This window comes from Streptococcus sanguinis, from assembly GCA_013378335.1.
GTDB classification, from domain to species: Bacteria; Bacillota; Bacilli; order Lactobacillales; family Streptococcaceae; genus Streptococcus; species Streptococcus sanguinis_I.
The window spans coordinates 2,324,937-2,349,491 of sequence record CP040556.1 but is presented as its reverse complement, the minus strand read 5'-3'; the positions used below and the strand labels follow the sequence as shown (position 1 = coordinate 2,349,491).

Below are 24,555 nucleotides of genomic sequence, written 5' to 3'. Positions count from 1 at the left end.
AACTTCCCTCCTTTTCTATAATTTTCTGATTCATACGCATCTTATTTTATCATAAAGGTTAGAAGTTTTCCACAAGAACTGGAAAAGAATTCACATTGTTAGCTGAAGTTATCCACAGAATGTGAATAAAGTTAAAATTTCTTATTTTAATAGGCTTCCTAATTGATTTAACAGTGGATAATCTTGTTATTTTAAAAAAAGAAAATAACAGTTTTATTTAAAACTGTTTATAATTCTTTGATATTCTTCTTCGCTTTCAAAAGGAATAATCAGCTTTCCTTTACTCTGGCTTTTTAACTGAATAGAAACTTCCAGACCGAGAATTTTTTTAATTTTTTCCTCTTCAGATTTAGCAAACAGTTCTTTATTAGGTTTCTTTTTGAGAATCTTTTTTTGCTGGAGAAGCTTTTCAACTGCTCGAACCGATAAATCTTCTCGACAAATCTTTTCCAGCCATAGTAACTGTTCTTCTTCTTTTAAGGGGACCAGTAGGCGAGCATGTCCTTGAGAAATCTCTTCTTCCTTAATAGCTTGACGAACTTCTTTAGCCAGCTGTAAAAGTCTGACAATATTGCTTATATAGGGTCTAGATTTTCCCATGATTTTAGCAATTTCATCATGTGTCAAGCCTTTGTCAATCAAATTTTTATAAGACTCAGCCTCCTCTATAGAATTCAAGTCTTCTCTTTGAAGATTTTCGATAATGGCCTGTTTCAACATTTCATCATCAGATAATTCTTTGACGACAGCTGGGATCGTTTCTAGGCCAAGAAAAGAGGCAGCTCTAAATCTCCGTTCGCCTGCTAAAATTTCATAACCAAAAAGTGAAGATTTCCGAAGAATGATTGGCTGAATGAGACCATTTTCTTTGATTGATGCCGCTAATTCTTCTATCTTTTTTTGTGAAAATTCTTTACGAGGCTGATAAGGGTTGGTTCGAATGTCTTTAAGTGCAATATATTGAAAGTTTTCCATTTGTATATAGAATAACACACCTTTACGATTGTGTAAAGGTGTGTTGACAATCTTGTAAATAGGTTAATTTGAGCTTAGCTCTTTTGTTGATTTGGTAAGTTTGATTTTGACTGTTTGAGATTTACCATCTCGATAATAAGTAATCTCCACCTCATCTCCAATACTATGCCTGTAGAGAGCAGACTGAAGTTCACTAGTGGATTCCACATCTGTATTATCTACTTTTGTAATGATATCATTTTTTTGAAGCTTGCCATCAGCAGGCATTCCTTGCTGAACAGAGCGAACAAGAATACCTGATTTCACTGAAGCAGGAAGATTTAATTTAGAAAAATCAGAAGTTGTCAGATTAGATAAATCCATCATTTGAATTCCTAAAGCAGGACGTGTGACTGTTCCATTTTTCTCAAGTTGATTGATAATATTTACGACATCATTAGATGGAATCGCAAATCCCATCCCTTCAACAGAGGTTTGGCCATTTGTTGAAATTTTACTTGAAGTAATCCCAATAACTTGTCCTTGGATGTTAATCAACGGGCCGCCAGAGTTACCAGGATTAATTGCAGCATCTGTTTGCAGTGCAGTTGTTGAAATATTTTCACCATTTTCAGATTGTAAGGTAACGTTTCTGCCTAAACTAGAAATAATTCCTTGTGTTACTGAGTTAGCGTATTCTGTTCCAAGAGGGCTTCCGATGGCGATTGCTGTTTCACCAACTGTCAGAGAACCAGAATCTCCAAATTCTGCGACATCAGTTACTTTTTCAGAGCTAATTTTAACGACAGAGATATCTGAAAAAACATCTGATCCAACTACTTCACCTGGAACCTTGTTTCCATCAGCTAGCAAGATATCTACATTGGTTGATCCGTTCAGAACGTGGGTGTTGGTTACCAGATAGGCTGAGTTTCCATCTTTTTTATAAATTACGCCAGAACCTTCACTGGAGATTTGTGATTCATCGTTGGAAGATTCATCATTGATAACGCTGCTGGAAGATTCAGCATAAGTAATTACTGAAACAACAGCATTTTGAACCTTTTTCACAGCTTCTGAAATGTCTGTAGAGTTTTTATATGAAGTAGTTACACTAGTTGTTGAATTTCCATTCATTTTAACGCGTGAAGTTAGTAATGTAGTAACATAATTTCCTAAACTTCCGCCGATAAAACCTACAATTAATACTGCAAAAAGCAATAAAGCCTTTTTGATGGCATTTGAAGAGTTTTTCATGTTTTCCTCCTTGAATTACAATTGATGAAATTATATTTATACAAACTTAATTATAACTTAAATCCTTTAAATTTTCCACACCTTGTGGAAAACTTAGAAAAACTGTTGATTAGCATTAGAAAATACGCAGATTAGCCGATTCCCAGATAAATTTTACTTGTTAATAAAGTGTGAAGTATAGATGAATATGATAGAATAAACTTATGAAAATAAAACTTGTAACAGTTGGAAAACTGAAAGAAAAATATTTAAAGGATGGAATTGCTGAATACATGAAGCGTCTCAATCGATTCTGCAAGGTGGAAATGATTGAGCTAGCGGATGAAAAAACACCTGATAAAGCTAGTGATTTAGAAAATCAGCAGATTCTTGAAAAAGAAGGAAATAAAATTCTGGCTAAAATCAATGAGCGTGAATTTGTTATTGCTTTGGCAATTGAAGGAAAGCAATTTCCGTCAGAAAAGTTTAGTCAGCTCATGATGGATACTACAGTGCGTGGCTTTTCTGATATCACTTTTGTTATCGGAGGAAGTTTAGGTTTATCTCCTGCAGTAAAAAAGCGGGCAAATCTTCTGATGAGTTTTGGCAAATTAACCGTACCTCATCAACTGATGCGCCTTGTTTTAATAGAGCAGATCTATCGAGCTTTTATGATTCAGCAGGGGAGTCCTTATCATAAGTAATCTTGACGGCAACCCTATTTTCTGATAGAATGAGATGGTATTGGTCTCATAGCTCAGCTGGATAGAGCATTCGCCTTCTAAGCGAACGGTCGCAGGTTCGAATCCTGCTGAGATCAGAAATGTAAAAAATGCGAAGTATTTTACAATATTTCGTGTTTTTTTCTTCTATTTTTTTGGTATAATGTCATTTTGGGGATAAAAAATGACATTTCAGGGAAAATTGTCACTAACTCTTTCTATTTTTCTATAATGATAAATGTAAGGTGACTTACAAGATAAAAAGATAGGAGATAGTTATGAAAATCTATTCTTTTCAAATTGCTGCAAATAGCAATTCACTTGTTCAAACCTTTTGGGATTTAAGAGGCGTTCCAAATCCATGGGATTGGATTTTTGGAAGATAAGAATTTTAAAGTTTAGGGGAGAAATTTATGTCACTTGAAATAATCGGATTAATTGTTCATCCTTTTATTAATTTAGCTGCATTTTTAGTGATTTTATCAAAAATCACTAAAATTAAGCATACTCGCTTTTTTGTAGCTGTTTGCTTTAGTCTTGAGATTATAATTCCGTTTATAATTGCTTTTTTAGGGCATGTGTTTTCATTTGAAATCTCATTTCCATCTTATACGCTGTCATTTTTTCTCCCTCTATTTATAGTTTGGTATTTTTGTAGAGTTGAAAAAATTAAAAAATATCAATCTTTCTTACTTTCCTTATTTTTATGTTTGTCAATTGATAGCTCTACTACTTTCTTTTCAGTTATTATTTCATCTGTTTTAGGAGATGATTTTGTAGCTCAGTACATGGGCCTGTTTCTGACATGTATCAACTTAATATCCTTGTTCTTTATGGTAAAGGTTATTGATATTTTTGATTTCAGAATAGATTATCTTAAAAGAAGTTTCTTTAAATCTCAGATTCTGATGATTAGTAGTTTATATGCGATGAATTGGCTGATTTTAAATCTCTCTCACTGGATTAGTAATATAAAGCATTTCAACAGTTTTAGCAGTATGATTGCTACTATTTGTTTCTTGGCTTTTCTTTCTACTTTGGTGACATTCAAGGACAGCCGTGAGAAATACGAGAAAGAAGAGCGTTTGCGTCAAAAAGAATCTGAACAGCTTCGACTTCAGGAATATACTGATGAAATTGTGAGATTATACTATGAAATCAAAGGATTTCGTCATGATTATGCTAGCATGCTGACAAGTATGCAAGTGGCTATTCAAACTGGAGATATCAAGGAAATTGAGCATATTTATCAAGAGGTCTTGGCTGATGCAAATTTGAACCTGCGTTCAGATAAATATACAGTTTTTGATTTGAATAATGTAGGAGATTCAGCTTTAAGGAGTGTCATGACTGAGACAATCTTTCAAGCGCGTGAACATCAGATTCAGCTGACTTTTGAAGTTAAGGATAAAGTGGAACGCCTTCCAATCAAGTTGTTAGATCTGGTCAGAATTGCTAGTATTTTATTAAATAATGCTATTGAGAGTGCCATTGACAGCCTGGAAAAAATTGTCCATGTTTCTCTGGTTCAACTGGATGATAGAACCATTTTTGTTGTTCAAAATTCTCGTAAAGAAGGAAAATTGGATTTGGAAGAACTCTATCAGCCCGAATTTTCAACTAAAGGAGAAAATAGAGGCTATGGATTGAATAACATCAAGGAAATTTTAGATAGGTATGAATTTATCACTCTTGATACACAAATTGAGCCAAGAAGTTTTACACAGATTTTAACAATTAGGAGATAGAATTTATGAAAGTGTTAGTTTTAGAGGATACCGTATCTCATCAAGTCAGGATGGAAACGACATTAGCAGAAATTGCTGAGGAACTTGGAATTGACATCCAGGTTCAGGTTACAGGAAAAATCAAAGAATTCAAAAAATATATTGAAAATGGAGACGTTAACCAGCTTTATTTTTTGGATATTGATATTAAGGGGGAGGAAACAAAAGGGCTGGAAGTAGCTCAATTTATTCGTCATCATAATCCTTATGCCATTATAGTTTTTGTAACCTCAAAATCTGAATTTGCTACTATGACTTTTAAATATAAGGTATCAGCACTTGATTTTATCGATAAAGATATCAACAATGATGCTTTTAAAAATAGAATCAAAGACAGTATTCTTTACACTAAGAGTACACTAATTGAAAATACCAATATGGTAGATTATTTTGAATATAGTTATCGTGGCAATGATGTTCGAATGCCTTATAACGATATTTTGTATATCGAAACGACAGGGAGCTCCCATAAACTTCGGATTGTTGGTAAAAATTTTCTCAAGGAGTTTTATGGAACGATAACAGATATTCAAGAAAAAGATCAGCAATCTAAACGATTTTTTTCACCACATAAATCTTATCTGGTTAATATTGGCAACATTGTTGATTATGACAAGAAAAATCGAGAAATTATTTTTTACGAAAATCATCGCTGTCCGGTCACTCGTTTAAGAGTGAAATATCTGAAAGATATTTTCGAAAATAAAGGGAAAAGAGTTGACAAAGCTTAAAAACCTGATATAATGGAATATGTTCTGAAAGAGAGCATACCATATGGTCCGTTGGTCAAGGGGTTAAGACACCGCCTTTTCACGGCGGTAACACGGGTTCGAATCCCGTACGGACTATATTATCCGGCATAGCTCAGTTGGTAGTAGCGCATGACTGTTAATCATGATGTCGTAGGTTCGAGTCCTACTGCCGGAGCTAGAGACACTCTTAGTGAGTGTTTTTTTATTGTTCAAAAAAAAGGCCTTCACTAGCATTTTAATGAAGAGCCTTATTTTTTATATTGGTAAAGATCTGATTTTTGATATATTTATATTCTCTGTCGTTTCCTACGTAGAAAATTATAGCAAACAAATAAGATTATGCCAGATATGAAGGCAATGCCACCTTCTTTCAGTCCATTAGGAATGAAAGTGAGAACAACATTTCCTTCTCCTTTTTTCACATCTAATTTCATAAAGCCGTTTTGAGCTCGTTTTAGTGTGACAGGCTTCCCGTTAAGAGTGGCTGACCATCCCTTATCATAAGGAATGGTAAAGAATAATGAAGTATCCTTTTCTGCTCTATAGTTTGTTTTTACTGTGTTTAAATCAGTAGTTGTGGAAACGGGCTGCTCTTTTAATTTTTGAATAACATTTTGATATTGCTCAGTATTAACAGCAAAAAATTCTGGCGTATCAAATGAAACTGTTGAATTGTCTGGGAATGTAAAGCGAATAGATACTGTTTGACTTTGACTGAAATAGCCAGCATTAAAGAAAGGAAAAACATTATTAGTTGTATAACGTTCTGTAAAGTTATTGACAGTAATGTCAACATCTGTCTGATCATCATTACTAAAATCAATCCCAGCAACATTAACATATAGTTGACTGTTAGCAGGTACATTGACAGTATAGACTACGCTAGCAAAGCTTGTATTATGTTCTCTGTCAACATCCACAGTCACTCTGTTACCAATTTGCTTGACATTTTCATTAGTAGTTATAGCATCTACTTTATCATAATATTTAAAATCAAAGCCAGTCAATTGATTCAAAAATTCTGTCTGATTATCTAAAGTCAAATTTGTAAACTTGACATCCTGGTAAACATCATTGGTCAGAAAAGCTAAACCAAGTGCAGCATCATTTTGGTAGAGAGACATTTCTTTTTCAGTTTTCTCTGGAAGAAAACCAAATTTTTGAGGATCTGTTTCAGATAGATTGTAGCGAACACCAAAAATACTGTCCATTAAAATACTGTTGTTTTGATAACGGAGATTCAGATTTGTTCCTGCTGATTTAAAACCAAGTTTATCTAAAGTAGAACTTGCCTGAGTATTTCGAACAGATGAGAACTGGGAAATTCCATTGTAGTTGAATTTCATACTGTCATTTCCTGTTTGTGGATTCAATCTTTCAGTTCTAAAAAAGTCAATATTTTCCTTTTTGGAATAATTGACAAGCTTGTCAATCTCATCAAGGTGGCTAGCATAAGATGAACGAGTGGCAAATACCCATTCTTTAGCAATTCCTCCAACTTGATAATAGGAATTAAGCGACAATTCAAAAGTAACAAAAAAGAGCAAGACAGGGAGAATGATTTTTGGTTGAATAGAAGATTTTGCTAAGACAAAGCTAATCAAGAGATAAGCCAGCAGAAATTCTAATGTTAGAATATAATTCTCAGGACCCAAAAAGTCATAATGTTTTCTCTGAATAAAAGTGAGAATGAATCCAAGGCTGAGCAAAGTGAAACTAATGGCAAGATTCATCAATTTCACATCTTTCCAACGATTTAAAGTCTCAGCAGCCATATAGATAACTACCAGAGAAAATAGCCAAGAATAACGGTGAAGAAACATGTTCGGTGCATGCATTCCCTGCCAAAGTAAGTCTAAATATTGAAGATAAAAACTAGCTATGAAAATTGAAATGAGTAAAAAGTAGCAAAGTTTCACGTGAAACTTAACAGATTTTAAGGTGAAAAATAAGATAGCTAGAATCAAGGGGAAGGTGCCGACATAAATCATAGGGATAGAACCATACTTGGTTGTATCAAAACTGCCAATAAAATTTTTAGCAAACACATCTAAGAACCAACTTTTTTCTGTCAGCAAAGAAGAAACTTTTGTTAATGTTTCACCATGAGTGCTTATATCTAAGTAAGTTGGCAGAATCATGATTAGGCTAGTCAGACCTGCTAAAGCAGATACAACTGTAAAGTCAAGTAAACTTTTAATTCTATTTTTGAAATCCCAAGATAATTGAAGAAGGTACCAAAAGACCAAAAAGATTGCCATCATATAACCAAAATAATAATTTTGGATGAAGAGAATTGACAGTGTTGTAAAGTATAGTACTCTGCCTTTTCCAGTTATCAACCTATGTAAACCTAGCACAATCAAAGGTGCAAGGATAAACACATCCAACCAGGTTTTAATTTCTAATTGACTGACCGAAAAACTCATTAAAGAAAATGAAGTTGAAAGAGTGATGATGAGTAAAGCTGGAATCTTTTTGAATATTCCTTTGATACTGATAAAAGTGGAGAGTCCAATTAATCCAAACTTGATTAAAGTAAATAGATAGACGGCATCTGGCATTGATTTCAAATCAAAGAAATAAACCAGAGGAGATAAGAAGCTACCTAAATAATAACTGGATAAAGCATAGAAATTCAGCCCAAGTCCACTGGAGAAAGTATAGAAAATACTGTCTGTGCCATGGAGGATATTTCTTAGGTTAATATCAAAAATGACATACTGATGAAAGCCGTCACCAAGCAAGGGAGAAGTTTCGCTATTCCAGTAAATTCCGTACATCAAGTAGACAAAGAACATGATGAAAAATGGAAGAAAGAAGGCGCAAAAATAAGGCCAATTTTTTTTAAAATATTTTTTAATTTGATTCATATTTCTTATATAGAAAGAGGCAGAAACGTTGTTTCATGCCTCTGTAAAGCTTTGTAAACGTAAATTGACAAGGGATTAATCTTTCCAAAGTTCTTTGACTTTTGCCTGAACTTCCTGATTTTCCAAGAATTCATCATAGGTTTCGTCAATGCGGTCAATGACGCCATTTTTAGACAGGACAATGATATGGTTGGCCAAGGTTTGAATAAATTCATGGTCATGACTGGCAAAAATAATGGATCCTTTGAAATTTTTCAAGCCATCATTTAAGCTGGAGATTGATTCCAAATCTAAGTGATTGGTTGGATCGTCCAAGACTAAAACGTTGGATTTAAGCAACATCAATTTAGATAGCATAACCCGAACTTTTTCTCCTCCTGACAAGACATTGACAGACTTGTTAACCTCATCTCCAGAGAAAAGCATGCGCCCAAGGAATCCTCGAAGGAAGGTGTTGTCATCCTCTTCTTTGCTAGCAAATTGACGCAGCCAGTCAAGGATTGATTCACCACTAGCAAAGTCACGAGAATTATCTTTTGGCAGGTAAGATTGACTGGTTGTGACACCCCACTTGACAGTTCCTTCATACTCAATATCACCCATCAAAGCACGAATCAAAGCTGTTGTTTGGATGTCGTTTTGGCCAATCAAAGCTGTTTTATCGCCAGGACGTAAAATGAAGTTAATATTATCAAGAATAGTTTCTCCGTCTATCTTGACAGAAAGGTTTTCTACTGTCAAGAAATCATTACCGATTTCACGTTCTGCTTTAAAGCTGATAAATGGATATTTCCGGCTAGATGGAACAATTTCTTCTAACTCAATCTTGTCAAGCATCTTTTTACGAGAAGTTGCTTGTTTTGATTTTGAAGCATTGGCAGAAAAGCGAGCAACAAATTCTTGAAGTTGCTTGATTTTTTCTTCTGCTTTGGCATTTCGGTCAGCTAGAAGCTTAGCCGCTAGTTCGCTTGATTCTTTCCAGAAATCATAGTTTCCGACATAGAGTTTGATTTTTCCAAAGTCAAGGTCGGCCATATGAGTGCAGACTTTATTCAAAAAGTGACGGTCGTGGGATACAACAATAACTGTATTGTCAAAATCAATAAGAAAGTCTTCCAACCAAGTAATAGACTGAATATCTAAACCGTTAGTTGGCTCGTCCAGAAGTAAGACATCAGGTTTACCAAAAAGTGCTTTGGCTAAGAGTACTTTGACCTTGTCTCCGTTAGAAAGCTCGCTCATATTTTGGTAGTGAAGATCTTCCGGAATATTGAGATTTTGCAATAATTGAGAGGCTTCACTTTCGGCTTCCCAGCCACCTAGCTCAGCAAACTCTCCCTCAAGCTCGGCCGCACGTACACCATCTTCATCAGAAAAATCAGGCTTCATATAAATAGCATCTTTTTCTTTCATGATGTTGTAGAGATGCTCATTTCCCATGATTACAACATCAATAGCCCGTTCTTCTTCATAGTCAAAGTGGTTCTGGCGAAGGACTGAAAGACGTTCATTTGGTCCTAGAGAGATGTGGCCTGTTGTTGGCTCAATATCGCCAGCTAAAATTTTTAAAAAGGTTGATTTTCCAGCACCATTAGCTCCAATCAATCCATAAGTATTTCCTTCTGTAAATTTGATGTTGACTTCATCAAACAATTTTCGGTCACTGAAACGCAGTGATACATCTGATACTGTAAGCAATGTCTTTCTCCTATATATATAATCTTCTTCATTTTACTAGAAAACAGAACTTTTTTCAAATAATTCTGAGATAAAAAGAAAAAATCAAAGCAGAAAGAAAAAAGGAGAATAGAATGAACTAAGAATTTTAAGTTTTACAGCCAGAATAGTTTGTCAATTAAGTTTACAAATATTGTAAAGGGATGTCAATCAAGCTGTAAAAACTGGATTTTTCGCTTTTTTCTAGAAACTTCTTTCTCATTTTCATTGAAAATGATATAATGAACTCATTATAAATTGAGGAGTAATAAATGACTAAACCAATTATTTTAACAGGAGATCGTCCGACAGGAAAATTGCATATTGGTCATTATGTAGGGAGTTTACGGAACCGTGTGCTTTTGCAGGATCAGGGTAAATATGAGATGTTCGTATTTTTGGCTGATCAGCAAGCTTTGACAGATCATGCAAAGGACCCTCAGACAATTGTTGAGTCCATTGGGAATGTAGCTTTGGATTATCTGGCAGCTGGATTGGATCCTGAAAAGGTGACTATTTTTATTCAAAGCCAGATTCCTGAGTTGGCAGAGTTGTCAATGTATTACATGAATTTGGTGTCATTGGCTCGTCTTGAGCGTAATCCTACTGTCAAGACTGAGATTGCGCAAAAAGGATTTGGTGAAAGTTTGCCGACTGGTTTTTTAGTTTATCCGATTTCTCAGGCAGCAGATATTACTGCTTTCAAGGCTAATTTTGTACCAGTAGGACATGATCAAAAGCCTATGATTGAGCAGACTCGGGAAATTGTTCGTTCCTTTAACCACGCTTATCAGACAGATGTTTTGGTAGAACCGGAAGGGATTTATCCTGAAAATGAAGCAGCTGGACGTTTGCCTGGATTGGATGGCAATGCTAAGATGTCTAAGTCTCTCAATAACGGCATTTATTTAGCAGATGATATGGATATTCTGCAAAAGAAAGTCATGAGCATGTATACAGATCCTAATCATATCAGAGTGGAAGATCCTGGAAAAATTGAGGGAAATATGGTCTTTCATTATTTGGATGTTTTTGGCCGCCCAGAAGATGTTGCTGATATTGCTGCAATGAAAGAGCATTATCAAAGAGGTGGTCTGGGAGATGTCAAAACCAAACGCTATCTGTTAGAAATTCTAGAGCGAGAGTTAGGTCCGATTCGTGAGCGTCGTGTGGAGTTTGCTAAAGATATGGGTGAGGTTTACCGTATGCTGCAAGAAGGATGTGAAAAGGCTCGTCAAACTGCCGCTCAGACTCTTTCAGAAGTGAAGTCTGCGATGGGGATTAATTATTTTAAATAACGAACATTATTGATTATAAATCACAAAAACTATCGTTTTTAGTTTCAAAAATGATGGTTTTTATTTTTTGTGTAATAATGATTGACAATTTCCTATAGAATGGTATGATATTAACAACAAAAAAACCAGCTCTTATTCAAAGAAAACTGAACTTCAATTCTCTTTGGGTATTAGTTTAATAAAAAGGAAAAGAGGAAACTGTGGATGTCTAACTGGGACACTAAATTTTTGAAAAAAGGTTTTACCTTTGATGATGTACTGCTGATTCCAGCTGAAAGCCATGTACTGCCCAATGATGCTGATTTGAGCACCAAGCTTGCTGAGAATCTGACTTTAAATATCCCAATCATTACTGCTGCCATGGACACTGTTACAGAGAGTCAGATGGCTATCGCTATTGCCCGTGCCGGCGGTCTTGGAGTTATCCACAAAAATATGTCTATTGAGCAACAGGCTGATGAAGTTCGAAAGGTTAAGCGTTCTGAGAATGGCGTTATTATTGATCCTTTTTTCCTAACGCCAGAGCATACGATTGCTGAAGCAGATGAGTTGATGGGACGTTACCGTATTAGTGGTGTTCCTGTTGTCGAAACTCTTGAAAATCGTAAGTTAGTTGGTATTCTGACCAATCGTGATTTACGTTTTATTTCTGACTTTAATCAACCTATTTCCCGTCATATGACCAGTGAGAATCTTGTCACAGCTCCTGTTGGTACAGATTTAGGAACTGCAGAGCGCATTTTGCAAGAGCACCGGATCGAAAAGTTGCCTTTGGTTGATGATAAGGGCTGTCTTTCAGGTTTGATTACCATTAAAGATATTGAAAAAGTTATTGAGTTTCCAAATGCTGCTAAAGATGAGTTTGGTCGTCTCTTGGTAGCTGGTGCTGTTGGAGTTACTTCAGATACTTTCGAACGTGCAGAAGCTCTCTTTGAAGCAGGTGCTGATGCGATTGTTATTGATACTGCTCATGGCCATTCTGCAGGAGTTTTGCGTAAGATTGCAGAGATTCGCGCTCATTTCCCTAATCGCACCTTGATTGCTGGAAACATAGCAACTGCTGAAGGTGCATGCGCTCTTTATGAAGCAGGTGTGGATGTTGTTAAGGTCGGAATTGGCCCAGGTTCTATCTGCACAACCCGTGTCATTGCTGGTGTTGGTGTTCCTCAAGTAACGGCTATTTATGATGCAGCTGCTGTAGCGCGTGAATATGGAAAAACCATCATTGCTGATGGTGGGATTAAGTATTCTGGAGATATTGTTAAGGCCTTGGCTGCAGGTGGAAATGCTGTTATGCTAGGTTCAATGTTTGCAGGAACAGACGAAGCGCCAGGTGAGACAGAAATCTTCCAAGGTCGGAAATTTAAGACTTACCGTGGAATGGGATCTATCGCCGCTATGAAGAAGGGATCTAGTGACCGTTACTTCCAAGGTTCTGTCAATGAAGCGAATAAGCTAGTTCCAGAAGGAATTGAAGGTCGTGTGGCATACAAGGGAGCTGCTGCAGATATTGTCTTCCAGATGCTGGGTGGTATCCGATCTGGTATGGGTTATGTTGGTGCTGCAAATCTGCAAGAACTTCACGATAATGCTCAGTTTATTGAGATGAGTGGTGCTGGATTGAAGGAAAGCCACCCTCATGATGTGCAAATTACAAATGAAGCCCCTAACTATTCAGTTCAATAAAAAATAAAACGAGGTCGGGAATTTTTCCTAACCTCTTTTTAAATTTACGATTTAAATTGACATGCTTTTATAATTCAAAAGGCTATAAAAGCTGTTCTAAAAACAATTCGATATAATTCATTTACACTATAAGCAAGGTTTTGTAAATGAAATTTACAAAAACGTAAATCTCATGTAATGCTAGGATTGAGATATAATTTGTCCTTGTTGGATGGTGAAAATTTTTATATCTTGTGGAAGATTTTTTAAATGTTCTAAAGTTGTTGTTGTGATGAAAGTTTGAATATCCTGAGAGATAGTTTCTAATAATTTTAGTTGACGGTTGTTGTCAAGTTCGCTCATTACATCGTCAAGCAACAAAATAGGCGTTTCCTTCGTTATGCTTTCTATTAACTTGATTTCGGCTAGTTTCAGTGATAAAACAAGACTGCGATGCTGACCTTGACTGCCAAAGTTGGCATCCATCTGGTTGATAAAAAAAGCAATATCATCACGATGGGGACCAACACCTGTATTTTTTTTGAATAGGTCACGTTTACGGCTGCTTAATAAGGAAGAGCAGTAAATTTCTTCTAAACTGTCAATTTGGTGTAAAGGAATAGATGACAGATACTTGATAGTCAATTCTTCCAAATTTTGAGAGATGTCCCAGTGCTTATCTTGAGCAAAGCTTTCTAATTTTTGCAAAAAATCCAACCGATGCCTTATGACACGACAGCCATAGTCAACCAGCTGCTCATCAAGGACAGTCAAGAAGGTTTCATCAACTTTGTCATTAGCTTTCAGATAGGCATTGCGTTGTTTGAGGACATGGTTGTAATTGGATAAATCTGATAGATAGACAGGCTTGATTTGTCCAAGCTCAATGTCTATAAATTTACGGCGTAGACTGGGAGAACCTTTAATCAACTGTAAATCTTCAGGAGCAAAAAGAACAACATTCATGGTTCCAATGTAGTCTGATAATTTACTTTGTTTCAAGTGGTTGACTTTTGTGATGCGACCTTTTGGTGTCAAGTTAATGTCAAGGGGAACTTTACCAGTCTTTTTTTCTAAGATACCAGAGACAAAGAGATCATTTTCTGTAAAATGAATCAAATCCTTATCTGAGCGTGTGCGGTGGCTTCTTGTCAAGGCTAGGAAATAAACAGCTTCTAAGATATTAGTTTTACCTTGTGCGTTCTGGCCTAGAAAGACATTTAAGCCAGGATGGAAGTCAATATCAGCTTCCTGATAATTTCGGAAATGCTTGATTTTTAATGATTGCAGCCACATGATTAGATACCAGGGAAGCGAACAGGGCTTTTGGTAGTTTTCTGCTTTTTAGGTATCCCTGCATTCTTACGCTTTTCTTTTCTAGAAGTCTGAGATTTTTTTAAATCCTTATTCATGGCTTTGACAAGTTCAGCAACTCGTTTTTTTTCTGCGATTTCTTTCTGGTGTTGCAGAATTTCTTCTTGACTAGGAGCTATCAAATCAATTTCAATTCCTTGCTCGGGAAGGGAAATCCTGTCATTGATACGGAGTTTTTTTCCCCGACGGTTTTCTGGCTCACCGTTAAAAAGAACTGGATATTCACTTAGAAATGTTTTAATTGCTCCGCCACTTTGGATAATTCCTGTTTCTTTCAAAAGGGCTTGTAGCGTGATGTAGTCATCAAATAATTTATATTCCATATTTCACCTCAACCCTGTCATTATACCACATTTGTTAGTAAAAAGTGCTGAGGTGCTTTGGATAAAAGTGGAAATTTTCTCCTAAAATCAGAAAACGTTTTAATCAGCAAAAAGCTTGGTGGAACAAACAAATCAGAGGCATTTCATGATATAATAGTAGTCTATATTATTCAGTATGAGGGGCGTCATGGAAATCACTAAAGGAGTTCGTCTCCATTTTATTCAATCAGAAAAATTTAAAACAAACAAAATTAGGGTTCGTTTTTCAGCGCCTATGTCCAAAGAAACAGTAGCTGGTCGGGTTTTAACAGCCAGCATGCTAGAGACTGTCAATGCGGTTTATCCTACTTCGCAAGCTTTCAGAGAACGTTTGGCCAATTTGTATGGCGCTGATTATTCAACGAGTCTTTCAAGGAGAGGATTGGTGCATTATTTAGATATCAATCTTTCTTTTGTGCGGGATAAATTTTTGAGTCGTAAAAATGTCCTGACAGATGCCATGCTTGATTTTTTGAAAGCCAGCTTGTTTTCTCCATTGGTAAGTCAGGACGCTTTTGATGAATCTGCTTTTGAAATTGAGAAGAAAAATATCTTGAATGATTTGGAAGCTGAAATTGAGAATCATTTTTATCATGCTCATCGAGAATTAGATAAACTCTTTTATGAAGAAGAGGAAATGCAGATGCCTCGTGTTGGGACGATTGAATTAATCCAGAAAGAGACTGCTGCAAGCAGTTTTGCTGCTTTTCAGCAGATGCTTCAGGAAAATCAGATTGACTTTTTCTTTATTGGGGACTTTAATGAAGTGGCTGTTCGGGAGAAAATTCAATCTTTCAATTTTGCACCTCGCCAGCAAGAACTTCAGTTAGTTTATCAGCAAGAATATTCCAATGTTTTGCGAGAAGGACTGGAGCAGAAGGATGTGCATCAGTCAATTATTGAGTTGGGCTATCACTTCCCTATTCAGTACGGAGAGAGTGAACACCTGCCTTTGGTCGTTTTAAATGCTTTGCTAGGTGGCTTTGCCCATTCGAAATTATTTGTCAATCTTCGTGAAAAGGAAGGGCTGGCTTATACAATTTCTAGCAATTTTGATATTTTTTCAGGAATGATGCGAATTTACGCTGGTATTGACCGCAGCAATCGGACCAGAACAGTTGCTTTAATCAACCGGCAAATTGTTGATTTGAAGCGTGGGAATTTTAGTCTGGAAGAACTGAATCAAACCAAGAAAATGCTGAGAAATTCGGTATTGTTAGCTCAGGATCGACAGAATACAATCTTAGAGAGAGCTTATATGTCTTCTGTTTTAGGGAAAAAATTCTTATCTCTTGAAGCTTGGCTGGAAGCTTTGGAACAGGTTCATAAAGATGATATTGTCAAAGCAGCTGGTCTCTTAAAATTACAAGCTATTTACTTTATGGAAGGAAAATAATGCAGGGAGAAGTGCTAGAAAAAATCAATTATTCAGCAGTGGGAGAAACTGTTTATCAGACAGTCTTGGCAAATGGTTTGCGTGTTTTTCTTCTGCCTAAAAATGATTTTAATGAAACTTATGGGATTATCTCAACTAATTTTGGTTCAGTGGATACTGGGATTGTTTCACGTGAAACCAAGCAGGTCACTCAATATCCGGCTGGAATAGCTCATTTTTTGGAACATAAGCTTTTTGAAGGTCCGCAGGGAAAGGATCTGCTGCTGGAATTTACTAAGCTAGGGGCTGAGAGTAATGCCTTTACAAGCTTTACTCGGACTAGCTTTTTATTTTCTGCAACGGATAATATTTCAGAAAACCTACAGCTTTTGCAAGAACTGGTGCATCGGGCTGATTTTACAAAAGAATCCATTTTGCGGGAACAGGATATTATCGGCCAAGAAATTGAAATGTATCAGGATAATCCAGATTATCGTCTATTTTTTGGAGCCTTGGCCAATCTCTATCCTCAAACACCTCTGGCAGAAGACATTGCAGGAACGAAAGAGTCTATCTCTGAGATTACCGTCGAAAATTTGAAGGAAAATTTCAATAACTTTTATCATCCTTCTAATATGACTTTGTTTGTGATTGGTAATTTCGATTTGGAACAGATAGCTGCTGAGATTGCTGAACAGCAGGAAAAACTAGTTTTTGCTGGGAGTTCGGAATCTATTGAAAAAATTCCTGTTAGCCTTCACCCAGTGGTATCAACGGATACCTACCGAATGGAGGTGGCTAGTCCAAAACTGGCGGTTGGGATTCGAGGGACAGACTTTGTTGATGAATCAGAGCAGTATCGCTATAAAATCACTTTGAAACTCTTATTTGCCATGATGTTTGGCTGGACTTCCAAGCGTTTCCAGTCCCTCTATGAAAGTGGGAAAATGGATAATTCTTTGACGCTGGAAGTGGAAGTAGAAAAAGATTTTCACTTTGTCATGCTGACGATGGATACTCAGGAACCGGTGGGACTTTCTCATCAATTTCGCTCAGCCATCAAGAATTTTGACAAGGATCCGGATGTGACAGAAGAGCATTTGGATACGATTAAAAGTGAGATGTTTGGCGATTTTCTGCACGGTTTAAACTCACTTGAGTATATTGCAACCCAATATGAACCGCATTTGACGGGTGAGAATCTGTTTGATTTGCCGAAAATTTTACAGGACATCAGTCTGAATGATGTGATAAAACTAGGTCATCGATTTATCGATCAGTGTGATATGACAGATTTTACTATTTTTCCAAAATAATTCCAGAATCGTTTTTAAAATTTTGTTAAAATAGTGAAGAATAGAAATAAGGGAAAAGTAAGTATGAGAAAAAAAACGATAGGAGAAGTGTTGAAACTTGCCCGGACCAATCAAGGGCTGAGCTTAGAGGAATTGTCAAAAAAGACAGATATCCAGCAGGATTTGCTGGAAGCGCTGGAACGAAATGACTATGATTTGCTTCCTAGTCCCTTCTATGCCCGCAGCTTCTTGCGGAAATATGCTTGGGCTGTAGATTTGGATGAATCTATTATTCTGGAGGCTTACGAAGCTGGTGAGATGATTGTCTTTGATGAAGTGGCACTGGCAGCAGATGAGGAATTTAGGAGCAGAAAAAATAAAAATAAAAGCTCTTTTCTGCCCTTGTTCTATTTCCTCTTATTGGCTTCAGCTATTGCTGCTTTCGTGGCTTATTATATCTGGAGCTATGCTCATACTAATTCGGTAAGTTTTAAAGCATCTGACAACAACTATAGTCTGGTTTCCTCTACAAGCACTAACAGTCAGAAGACTTCCTTTTCTTCGGCTGATTCTAAGTCAATTTCTTCCTCAGCTGGCAAATTGACAGTTAGTGGAAGCGGAGATAATTTGACTGCTGAGTATAGCGGAGCAAGTCAACCTGTCAAAGTGACCGTTTCTGTGGAGCAAACGACCAATTTTGTAAGCATAAGCGATTCAGAACTAGCCGAAGGCGTCACCTTATCTCCTGAAAAATCAAGCCAGACGGTTTCTCTTGAGCCAGGCAATAAGTATCTTATTACGTTAGCACCTGTTAAAGGAGCAACTGTGACGATAGAGGGACAAAAACTAGATACTTCGGCTTTGACTAGTGATAGTGGAACCATTAGTTTGAACATTACGAAAGGATAAAAACGAAGGGAATACTATGAAAAAAGAAAATATTCCAAATTCCTTAACTCTTGTCAGGATTGCTTTAATCCCTGTATTTGTTGTGATTTTAACATTCGGTCATTCTTACACCATGCACATCTTAGCAGCTTTTATATTTGCTTTTGCCAGTATAACTGATTATCTAGATGGTTATTTGGCACGAAAGTGGGAAGTAGTAACAAATTTTGGTAAATTTGCTGATCCTATGGCTGATAAGCTTTTAGTGATGTCTGCTTTTATCATGTTGATCGAGATGAAAATGGCTCCTGCCTGGGTTGTGGCTATTATTATTTGCCGGGAATTGGCAGTAACAGGTCTGCGCTTGCTTTTAGTGGAAACAGGAGGGACAGTCTTAGCGGCTGCTATGCCAGGTAAAATCAAAACCTTCACGCAGATGTTTGCTATAATTTTTCTTCTGATTCATTGGACTCTATTAGGGCAAATCCTTCTGTATATCGCTTTAATCTTTACGATTTATTCTGGATATGACTACTTCAAGGGAAGTGCCTATCTCTTTAAAGATACCTTTAAATAATATGGAAAATATCATCGAAGTAAGAAATCTTAAGTACAAATACGATAGTGAGTCTGAAAATTACACTTTAAATGATGTCTCCTTTCAAGTAAAAAAAGGGGAATGGCTATCCATTGTCGGTCATAATGGCAGCGGAAAATCAACCACAGTTCGTTTGATTGACGGTCTTTTAGAAGCGGAAAGCGGAGATATTATTATCTCAGGCGATAAGCTAACAGCTGAAAATGTCTGGGAAAAACGCAGACAGATTGGTATGGTATTCCAAAATCCAGATAATCAGTTTGTTGGAGCAACTGTAGAAGACGATGTAGCCTTTGGTTTGGAAAATCAAGGGCTAGCCTATGATCTGATGGTAGAGCGAGTCCAGCAGGCATTAGAGCTTGTCGGTATGCAGGATTTTAAGGAGCGTGAACCAGCTCGTCTTTCTGGAGGCCAGAAACAGCGGGTAGCTGTTGCAGGTGTGGTAGCTCTGAGACCGGATATTATTATTTTGGATGAAGCAACCAGTATGCTGGATCCAGAGGGGCGTTTGGATCTTATTCAGACCGTGAAAAAAATTAAAGATAAGAATCAGCTGACCGTCATTTCTATCACTCATGACCTAGATGAAATAGCCTTAAGCGACCGTGTTTTGGTCATGAAGGAGGGTCAGGTTGAATCTACCGCTACCCCGAGAGAACTTTTTTCTCGAGAAGATTTGGAAGAGCTAGGATTGGATCAGCCATTTGTCAATCAGGTAAAGGCGGCTTTACGTCAGTCAGGGCTTCCTCTGCCAGACTCTTACTTAACAGAAAAAGAATTGCAGGATCAATTATGGGCATTACTCTCAAAAATGTAAGTTATACTTATCAAGCTGGCACCCCTTTTGAGGGACCAGCGCTTTTTGGAGTGGATTTGGAGATAAAATCGGGTAGCTATACCGCTCTTATCGGCCACACAGGTAGCGGTAAGTCAACCATTCTCCAGCTTTTAAATGGCTTACTGGTTCCCAATCAGGGCAGTGTTGAAGTAGGCAGTACAGTCATCACAGCTGATTCTGTCAATAAAGACATTAAACAGGTGCGCAAGAAGGTCGGTCTAGTCTTTCAATTTCCGGAAAGTCAAGTTTTTGATGAAACAGTTTTGAAAGATGTGGCTTTTGGTCCTCAGAATTTTGGTGTTTCTAAGGAAGAAGCCGAAGCTTTGGCGCGTGAAAAGCTGCACTTAGTCGGAATTTCTGAGGATTTGTTCAACCGCAGTCCTTTCGAACTTTCTGGTGGCCAGATGCGCAGGGTGGCCATAGCAGGTATACTGGCCATGGAGCCTGATATCTTGGTTTTGGATGAGCCGACAGCAGGACTTGATCCATCTGGTCGAAAAGAACTAATGAGGCTCTTTGAAGAGCTGCATCGAGCCGGTATGACCATTGTTTTGGTAACTCACCTAATGGATGATGTAGCCAACTTTGCTGATACAGTCTATGTTTTAGATAAGGGCAGAGTCGTCAAGAGCGGTCAGCCTGCTCAGGTCTTTCAGGATTTGGATTTTATGGAGAGTATTCAATTGGGTGTTCCTAAGATTACAAAATTTGCTCACGAATTGGCGGAGAAAGGGATGACCTTCTCGCACTATCCTATTACAATTGAAGAATTCAAGGAGATCTTGCATGGATAAGTTGATTTTAGGCCGCTATATTCCCGGAAATTCAATTATTCATCGTTTGGATCCGCGGAGCAAGTTGCTAGCGATGTTTCTTTTTATTCTATTAATTTTCTGGGCCAATAATCTTGTGACCAATCTGCTGTTGTTTGTTTTCGTTTTTAGTTTGGTCTTGCTGTCTAAGGTTCCTTTGAAGTTCTTTTTAAAAGGTATCCAGTCCATGGTTTTTATCATAGCTTTTACCACCTTGTTCCAGCTGTTTTTGACCTCGGGAGGCGCTACAATTTTTCAGTTCGCTTTTATCAGAATTACAGAAGCAGGACTGTCACAGGCTGGTATTATTTTTAGTCGCTTTATTCTGATTATTTTCTTTTCTACTCTTCTGACTCTGACAACAACTCCCTTAAGCTTGTCCGATGCGGTTGAGTCTTTGCTGAAACCTCTGAAGGTTTTCAAGGTGCCAGCACATGAGATTGGCCTGATGCTCTCTATGAGCCTGCGCTTCGTTCCAACTTTGATGGATGATACTACTCGGATTATGAACGCCCAGAGGGCGCGTGGTGTTGACTTTGGCGAGGGAAAGCTTGTTCAAAAGGTTAAATCTATTATTCCCATTCTAATCCCTTTGTTTGCTTCCAGTTTTAAAAGGGCAGATGCTCTAGCAATTGCCATGGAAGCGCGTGGATATAATGGAGGTGAAGGGCGGACACGTTTTCGCCGTTTGGCATGGAAAAGAAATGACAGCATGGCTATTATTAGCTTACTTATATTAGGTATTCTGCTTTATATATTGAAAAACTGACCTGCAGTTTAAAGTGTTTTTAGAGAATAGTATAAGTTAAACCTGTCTATTTTTTGCTTCGTCAAAGAAAATATTTGGCAAAAAAGCTCTAAAAGTCTGTTTTTAACGTCTAAACTAAATGTTCTTGTAACGTTTGACTTGGTAATGTAACTTTTTGGTAATATTTTATGTGTAAGATAGTATTATCACCGAAAGGAGAATTACATTTTAATGAACAAAAAAACAGCAAAATGGACTTTAACAGGTGCAGTCGCTGCAGCGGCTTTCTTAGTTTCAGGTATTGCAAATGCTGAGACCTATACAGTTGAAGCTGGTGATACTTTATCAGCTATTGCTAACGAAAAAAATACAACTCTTGAGAAATTAGTAGAGTTAAACAAGATTGCCGATCCAAATCACATCCGTGTTGGTCAAATCTTGGAACTTGGAAATAGTGCCAAAACGTCTGAAACAAGCGTAGCAGCAACTGCAACTCCCGTAAATAATTATGCAGCACCTGCAGCAACAGCTAATTCAGCAGCACCTTCAGGAGGCCTTGTACTTAGCAATGGTAATACCGCTGGTGCAACTGGCTCTTATGCAGCATCACGTATGGCAGAAATGACAGGTGTTCCTGCATCAACTTGGGAAGCTATTATTGCACGTGAATCAAATGGTCAAGTAGATGCTTACAACCCTTCAGGTGCTAGTGGTCTTTTCCAAACAATGCCAGGTTGGGGTTCAACAGCTACTGTTGATGATCAAATCCAATCAGCATATAGCGCCTATAGCGCTCAAGGACTTTCAGCTTGGGGTTACTAAGATAGAAATAAAAAACCACAGATTTATGTGGTTTTTTTAGTTTACATAAAGTTGACAATTTATAAGCAGAAAATGATAGTGTAGATAAATATTTAAAGGTAGCAATCTTATCTATATTGACAGCTGTGTAAAGCTATAAAAAGTGTTCTTTCAATATTTTTAAAATATGCTTGGGAGAATTAGCCAGCAAATCTGCTCCATTTTCTAGTAACTCTTTTTGGCTGCCAAAGCCCCAAAGAACTCCCAGAGTTGAGATTCCTACTTCTTTACCGCCAATTATATCAAACTTTGTATCGCCTATAATTATGGTTTCTTCTGAATTTGCATCCAGTGTTCGCAGAGCTCGGCGCAGAACATCTGCTTTGTGAAATGAATCTGGCAGTGAGCCAAAAATATTATCAAATTGCTCAGAGATAGCTAGATTTGCTAATAAATCTTGTGCTGTGGGTTGATTCTTACTGGTTGTCACATAAATCTGATAGCCTGCTTCTTTTAACTGTGTCAGCAATTCTGGTATCCCCTCATAGAGACGGACATCCCAGATGCCTTTTTCCTTATAGAAGCTGCGGTAATAGTTAATTGCTTCTGGAACTTGGCTTTCTTCAAGAACAGAGGCGAAGCTTACTTCCAGAGGAGGGCCCATAAAACTTTTTATAATACTTTCTTCAGGGCACTCTTTTCCAAGTTGTTTGAAGCTGTACTTAAAGGATTCTTGGATGCCCTTTGAACTGTCAACTAGGGTTCCATCCAAATCAAAGAAGATATATTTCAAATGACTCATCTTGTCTCCTTGTTTACTATCTAGTAAATCACCTTGACAAATTTGTCAAGATTATTCTCCAAAGATTTCTTTTGAAAGTCTGCGGCCTGTTGGTGTTGTGGCTAAGCCGCCTTCAGCTGTTTCTCTGAAAGCAGTAGGCAGACTTGACCCGACTTGATACATGGCGTCAATGACTTCGTCAACAGGAATTTTAGATTCGATTCCCGCAAGAGCCATATCAGCTGCAATAAAGGCGTAACTGGCTCCCATAGCATTTCGCTTGACACAAGGCACCTCCACTAAACCAGCTACTGGATCACAAATCAAGCCCAGCATGTTTTTAATGACAAAACAAATAGCTTGACTGGCTTGAAAAGGTGAACCTCCAGCAGCTAGAACTAAAGCAGCTGCACTCATAGCAGAAGCGGAGCCAACCTCAGCTTGACAGCCACCTTCAGCACCCGAAATTGAGGCGTTATTGGCAATAACTAGGCCAAAAGCGCCTGCAGCTAATAGAAAGTTTAGCTGTTCTTCTTCTGAGAGTCCTAATTTTTCAATGGCTGATGTAAGAACAGCCGGCAGACAGCCAGCGCTGCCGGCAGTAGGTGTTGCACAAACCAGTCCCATTTTAGCATTGTGTTCATTTACAGCGATGGCATTTTTGGCAGCAGTCAGCACAGTGTGGTCTGACAAAGCCTTTCCTGACTGAATATAGTGATCAAGTTTTGCTGCGTCTCCGCCAGTCAATCCACTGCGAGACTTGCTCTCATCCAGTCCAAGAAGGACAGAGGCTTTCATGACTTCCAGATTGCGATCCATCAGTCGTAGGACTTCATCTCTTTCACGACCAGTTAATTCATACTCGGTAGCAATCATCAATTCAGCAACATTTCCTTGGTAATCCAAGTCAGCTTGCTCTACCAATTCTTTGATGGAATAAAACATATTTTCTCCTATTTAAAGAAATTCACATTATGCAGATGAGGAATATTGCGAATTTCATTGATGGCTTCCTCGCAGCTGCGGCTGTCAACTTCAATAATCATAATCGCTTTTTCTCCAGCCTTCTCACGGGTGACATTCATCTGAGCTATATTGATATTGTAGCGTGACAGAGCTTCGGTGACATGGGCAATCATGCCTGGGACATCCTGGTGGACAATAATGATGGTCGGAGTATTCATGCTCAGAGATACTGAAAAGCCATTCAACTCTGTTACTTGAATGTTGCCGCCACCGATAGAGACTCCAGTCACACTGATTGTTTTACGGTCATTTTTAACTGTAATCTTTGTCGTATTGGGGTGGGGAGCATTGCTATCCTTTTGAATGGTCCAGACAATCTTGATGCCACGTTTATGGGCGATTTCAAGGCTGTTAGGAATCTCTGGATCATCTGTATCCATACCTAAAATCCCTGCTACAAGAGCCAAGTCAGTTCCGTGACCTCGGTAAGTTTTGGCAAAAGAGTTAAAGAGCTGGAATTCTACTTCCGTTGGCTCATCGTTAAAAATAGAGGAGACAATTTTTCCGATACGGACGGCGCCTGCTGTATGACTGCTTGATGGGCCTATCATCACAGGTCCAATAATATCAAAAACAGATTGAAATCTTAGTGAAGTCATGATTTCTCCTTGCAGCTTATTTATTATTTTCATTATAACAAAGTTAAGGGCTTTC

At 37.6% G+C, this 24,555-nt stretch carries 23 protein-coding genes and 3 tRNA genes; 17 read left to right on the top strand and 9 right to left on the bottom strand.

The window, feature by feature from the left end:
- Positions 1-213 precede the first annotated feature (213 nt).
- Together FFV08_12085 and FFV08_12080 are read right to left on the bottom strand one after the other, a co-directional pair.
- The gene (locus FFV08_12085) at positions 214-993 is read right to left on the bottom strand and encodes a ParB/RepB/Spo0J family partition protein (GenBank protein QLB53246.1); all 780 of its coding nucleotides are present in this window, start codon (positions 991-993) and stop codon (positions 214-216) included.
- Positions 994-1,038: 45 nt separating this feature from the next.
- On the bottom strand, positions 1,039-2,211 hold the full coding sequence (locus tag FFV08_12080) for a PDZ domain-containing protein (GenBank protein ID QLB53245.1): 1,173 nt from the start codon (positions 2,209-2,211) through the stop codon (positions 1,039-1,041).
- Between the two features lie 203 nt (positions 2,212-2,414).
- Here FFV08_12080 and rlmH point away from each other — a divergent pair, with 203 nt between their 5' ends.
- The 7 genes from rlmH to FFV08_12045 all read left to right on the top strand — a co-directional run bounded on the left by rlmH (position 2,415) and on the right by FFV08_12045 (position 5,629).
- Positions 2,415-2,894, top strand: coding sequence for a 23S rRNA (pseudouridine(1915)-N(3))-methyltransferase RlmH (gene rlmH / locus FFV08_12075; protein ID QLB53244.1), 480 nt, complete (start codon positions 2,415-2,417; stop codon positions 2,892-2,894).
- Between the two features lie 42 nt (positions 2,895-2,936).
- Positions 2,937-3,010 (top strand) — tRNA-Arg (locus tag FFV08_12070).
- A 180-nt stretch (positions 3,011-3,190) separates the two neighbouring features.
- Complete coding sequence (locus tag FFV08_12065; GenBank protein QLB53243.1) at positions 3,191-3,298, top strand: competence protein; 108 nt, start codon at positions 3,191-3,193, stop codon at positions 3,296-3,298.
- A 27-nt stretch (positions 3,299-3,325) separates the two neighbouring features.
- Entirely contained in the window at positions 3,326-4,660 is a 1,335-nt protein-coding gene (locus FFV08_12060; protein ID QLB53242.1) for a GHKL domain-containing protein, read from the top strand.
- A 5-nt stretch (positions 4,661-4,665) separates the two neighbouring features.
- The gene (locus FFV08_12055; protein QLB53241.1) at positions 4,666-5,430 is read left to right on the top strand and encodes a response regulator transcription factor; all 765 of its coding nucleotides are present in this window, start codon (positions 4,666-4,668) and stop codon (positions 5,428-5,430) included.
- 45 nt (positions 5,431-5,475) lie between these two features.
- Positions 5,476-5,547 (top strand) — tRNA-Glu (locus FFV08_12050).
- Between the two features lie 5 nt (positions 5,548-5,552).
- Positions 5,553-5,629 (top strand) — tRNA-Asn (locus FFV08_12045).
- 109 nt (positions 5,630-5,738) lie between these two features.
- Here the strand turns inward: FFV08_12045 and FFV08_12040 are convergent.
- Together FFV08_12040 and FFV08_12035 are read right to left on the bottom strand one after the other, a co-directional pair.
- Positions 5,739-8,324 (bottom strand): copper ABC transporter permease, encoded by a 2,586-nt coding sequence (locus FFV08_12040; GenBank protein ID QLB53240.1) that lies wholly within the window; start codon positions 8,322-8,324, stop codon positions 5,739-5,741.
- 75 nt (positions 8,325-8,399) lie between these two features.
- Positions 8,400-10,022, bottom strand: a complete 1,623-nt coding sequence (locus FFV08_12035; GenBank protein ID QLB53239.1) for an ATP-binding cassette domain-containing protein — start codon at positions 10,020-10,022, stop codon at positions 8,400-8,402.
- A gap of 290 nt (positions 10,023-10,312) precedes the next feature.
- On the opposite strand from FFV08_12035, the gene trpS reads away from it, so the two are divergent.
- Together trpS and guaB are read left to right on the top strand one after the other, a co-directional pair.
- Positions 10,313-11,338 (top strand): tryptophan--tRNA ligase, encoded by a 1,026-nt coding sequence (gene trpS / locus FFV08_12030; protein QLB53238.1) that lies wholly within the window; start codon positions 10,313-10,315, stop codon positions 11,336-11,338.
- A 204-nt stretch (positions 11,339-11,542) separates the two neighbouring features.
- Positions 11,543-13,024 carry an IMP dehydrogenase gene (guaB, locus tag FFV08_12025; protein QLB53237.1) on the top strand — a complete coding sequence of 494 codons (1,482 nt, stop codon included), beginning with the start codon at positions 11,543-11,545 and terminating at the stop codon, positions 13,022-13,024.
- Between the two features lie 180 nt (positions 13,025-13,204).
- Here the strand turns inward: guaB and recF are convergent, their stop codons facing one another.
- On the bottom strand, positions 13,205-14,299 hold the full coding sequence (gene recF / locus FFV08_12020; GenBank protein ID QLB53236.1) for a DNA replication/repair protein RecF: 1,095 nt from the start codon (positions 14,297-14,299) through the stop codon (positions 13,205-13,207).
- Positions 14,300-14,301: 2 nt separating this feature from the next.
- Positions 14,302-14,700, bottom strand: coding sequence for a S4 domain-containing protein YaaA (yaaA, locus tag FFV08_12015; protein QLB53235.1), 399 nt, complete (start codon positions 14,698-14,700; stop codon positions 14,302-14,304).
- Positions 14,701-14,875: 175 nt separating this feature from the next.
- On the opposite strand from yaaA, the gene FFV08_12010 reads away from it, so the two are divergent.
- From FFV08_12010 to FFV08_11975, 8 genes are all read left to right on the top strand, one after another.
- Positions 14,876-16,135 carry an insulinase family protein gene (locus tag FFV08_12010; GenBank protein QLB53234.1) on the top strand — a complete coding sequence of 420 codons (1,260 nt, stop codon included), beginning with the start codon at positions 14,876-14,878 and terminating at the stop codon, positions 16,133-16,135.
- Entirely contained in the window at positions 16,135-17,430 is a 1,296-nt protein-coding gene (locus FFV08_12005; GenBank protein ID QLB53233.1) for an insulinase family protein, read from the top strand. Before FFV08_12010 ends, FFV08_12005 begins: the two co-directional genes overlap by 1 nt.
- A 33-nt stretch (positions 17,431-17,463) precedes the next feature.
- On the top strand, positions 17,464-18,318 hold the full coding sequence (locus tag FFV08_12000; protein ID QLB53232.1) for a helix-turn-helix domain-containing protein: 855 nt from the start codon (positions 17,464-17,466) through the stop codon (positions 18,316-18,318).
- Between the two features lie 16 nt (positions 18,319-18,334).
- The gene (gene pgsA / locus FFV08_11995) at positions 18,335-18,874 is read left to right on the top strand and encodes a CDP-diacylglycerol--glycerol-3-phosphate 3-phosphatidyltransferase (protein ID QLB53231.1); all 540 of its coding nucleotides are present in this window, start codon (positions 18,335-18,337) and stop codon (positions 18,872-18,874) included.
- Positions 18,825-19,712, top strand: a complete 888-nt coding sequence (locus FFV08_11990; protein QLB53230.1) for an energy-coupling factor transporter ATPase — start codon at positions 18,825-18,827, stop codon at positions 19,710-19,712. Before pgsA ends, FFV08_11990 begins: the two co-directional genes overlap by 50 nt.
- On the top strand, positions 19,688-20,527 hold the full coding sequence (locus FFV08_11985) for an energy-coupling factor transporter ATPase (GenBank protein ID QLB53229.1): 840 nt from the start codon (positions 19,688-19,690) through the stop codon (positions 20,525-20,527). The genes FFV08_11990 and FFV08_11985 overlap by 25 nt, the downstream gene beginning before the upstream one ends.
- Positions 20,520-21,314, top strand: a complete 795-nt coding sequence (locus FFV08_11980; protein ID QLB53228.1) for an energy-coupling factor transporter transmembrane protein EcfT — start codon at positions 20,520-20,522, stop codon at positions 21,312-21,314. The genes FFV08_11985 and FFV08_11980 overlap by 8 nt, the downstream gene beginning before the upstream one ends.
- A gap of 210 nt (positions 21,315-21,524) precedes the next feature.
- Positions 21,525-22,115 carry a LysM peptidoglycan-binding domain-containing protein gene (locus FFV08_11975; protein ID QLB53227.1) on the top strand — a complete coding sequence of 197 codons (591 nt, stop codon included), beginning with the start codon at positions 21,525-21,527 and terminating at the stop codon, positions 22,113-22,115.
- 133 nt (positions 22,116-22,248) lie between these two features.
- Here FFV08_11975 and FFV08_11970 read toward each other — a convergent pair whose 3' ends face one another.
- Genes FFV08_11970 through sdaAB form a run of 3 tightly spaced genes read right to left on the bottom strand, consistent with a single transcriptional unit; the run spans position 22,249 to position 24,500 of the window.
- Positions 22,249-22,896, bottom strand: a complete 648-nt coding sequence (locus FFV08_11970) for an HAD family hydrolase (protein QLB53226.1) — start codon at positions 22,894-22,896, stop codon at positions 22,249-22,251.
- Between the two features lie 51 nt (positions 22,897-22,947).
- Entirely contained in the window at positions 22,948-23,820 is an 873-nt protein-coding gene (sdaAA, locus tag FFV08_11965; GenBank protein ID QLB53225.1) for an L-serine ammonia-lyase, iron-sulfur-dependent, subunit alpha, read from the bottom strand.
- Between the two features lie 8 nt (positions 23,821-23,828).
- The gene (gene sdaAB, locus FFV08_11960) at positions 23,829-24,500 is read right to left on the bottom strand and encodes an L-serine ammonia-lyase, iron-sulfur-dependent, subunit beta (protein ID QLB53224.1); all 672 of its coding nucleotides are present in this window, start codon (positions 24,498-24,500) and stop codon (positions 23,829-23,831) included.
- Positions 24,501-24,555 lie beyond the last annotated feature (55 nt).

What these genes read in the sequence shown, in the direction of transcription:
- guaB (QLB53237.1), top strand. Translation starts at nt 11,543, where the DNA reads ATGTCTAACTGGGACACTAAATTTTTGAAAAAAGGTTTTACCTTTGAT.
- FFV08_12005 (QLB53233.1), top strand. Translation starts at nt 16,135, where the DNA reads ATGCAGGGAGAAGTGCTAGAAAAAATCAATTATTCAGCAGTGGGAGAA.
- sdaAB (QLB53224.1), bottom strand. Translation starts at nt 24,500, where the DNA reads ATGACTTCACTAAGATTTCAATCTGTTTTTGATATTATTGGACCTGTG.
- FFV08_12040 (QLB53240.1), bottom strand. Translation starts at nt 8,324, where the DNA reads ATGAATCAAATTAAAAAATATTTTAAAAAAAATTGGCCTTATTTTTGC.
- FFV08_12010 (QLB53234.1), top strand. Translation starts at nt 14,876, where the DNA reads ATGAGGGGCGTCATGGAAATCACTAAAGGAGTTCGTCTCCATTTTATT.
- trpS (QLB53238.1), top strand. Translation starts at nt 10,313, where the DNA reads ATGACTAAACCAATTATTTTAACAGGAGATCGTCCGACAGGAAAATTG.
- yaaA (QLB53235.1), bottom strand. Translation starts at nt 14,700, where the DNA reads ATGGAATATAAATTATTTGATGACTACATCACGCTACAAGCCCTTTTG.
- FFV08_12060 (QLB53242.1), top strand. Translation starts at nt 3,326, where the DNA reads ATGTCACTTGAAATAATCGGATTAATTGTTCATCCTTTTATTAATTTA.
- FFV08_12065 (QLB53243.1), top strand. Translation starts at nt 3,191, where the DNA reads ATGAAAATCTATTCTTTTCAAATTGCTGCAAATAGCAATTCACTTGTT.
- rlmH (QLB53244.1), top strand. Translation starts at nt 2,415, where the DNA reads ATGAAAATAAAACTTGTAACAGTTGGAAAACTGAAAGAAAAATATTTA.
- FFV08_12055 (QLB53241.1), top strand. Translation starts at nt 4,666, where the DNA reads ATGAAAGTGTTAGTTTTAGAGGATACCGTATCTCATCAAGTCAGGATG.
- sdaAA (QLB53225.1), bottom strand. Translation starts at nt 23,820, where the DNA reads ATGTTTTATTCCATCAAAGAATTGGTAGAGCAAGCTGACTTGGATTAC.
- FFV08_12080 (QLB53245.1), bottom strand. Translation starts at nt 2,211, where the DNA reads ATGAAAAACTCTTCAAATGCCATCAAAAAGGCTTTATTGCTTTTTGCA.
- FFV08_11985 (QLB53229.1), top strand. Translation starts at nt 19,688, where the DNA reads ATGGGCATTACTCTCAAAAATGTAAGTTATACTTATCAAGCTGGCACC.
- FFV08_11970 (QLB53226.1), bottom strand. Translation starts at nt 22,896, where the DNA reads ATGAGTCATTTGAAATATATCTTCTTTGATTTGGATGGAACCCTAGTT.
- recF (QLB53236.1), bottom strand. Translation starts at nt 14,299, where the DNA reads ATGTGGCTGCAATCATTAAAAATCAAGCATTTCCGAAATTATCAGGAA.
- FFV08_11990 (QLB53230.1), top strand. Translation starts at nt 18,825, where the DNA reads ATGACTACTTCAAGGGAAGTGCCTATCTCTTTAAAGATACCTTTAAAT.
- pgsA (QLB53231.1), top strand. Translation starts at nt 18,335, where the DNA reads ATGAAAAAAGAAAATATTCCAAATTCCTTAACTCTTGTCAGGATTGCT.
- FFV08_11975 (QLB53227.1), top strand. Translation starts at nt 21,525, where the DNA reads ATGAACAAAAAAACAGCAAAATGGACTTTAACAGGTGCAGTCGCTGCA.
- FFV08_11980 (QLB53228.1), top strand. Translation starts at nt 20,520, where the DNA reads ATGGATAAGTTGATTTTAGGCCGCTATATTCCCGGAAATTCAATTATT.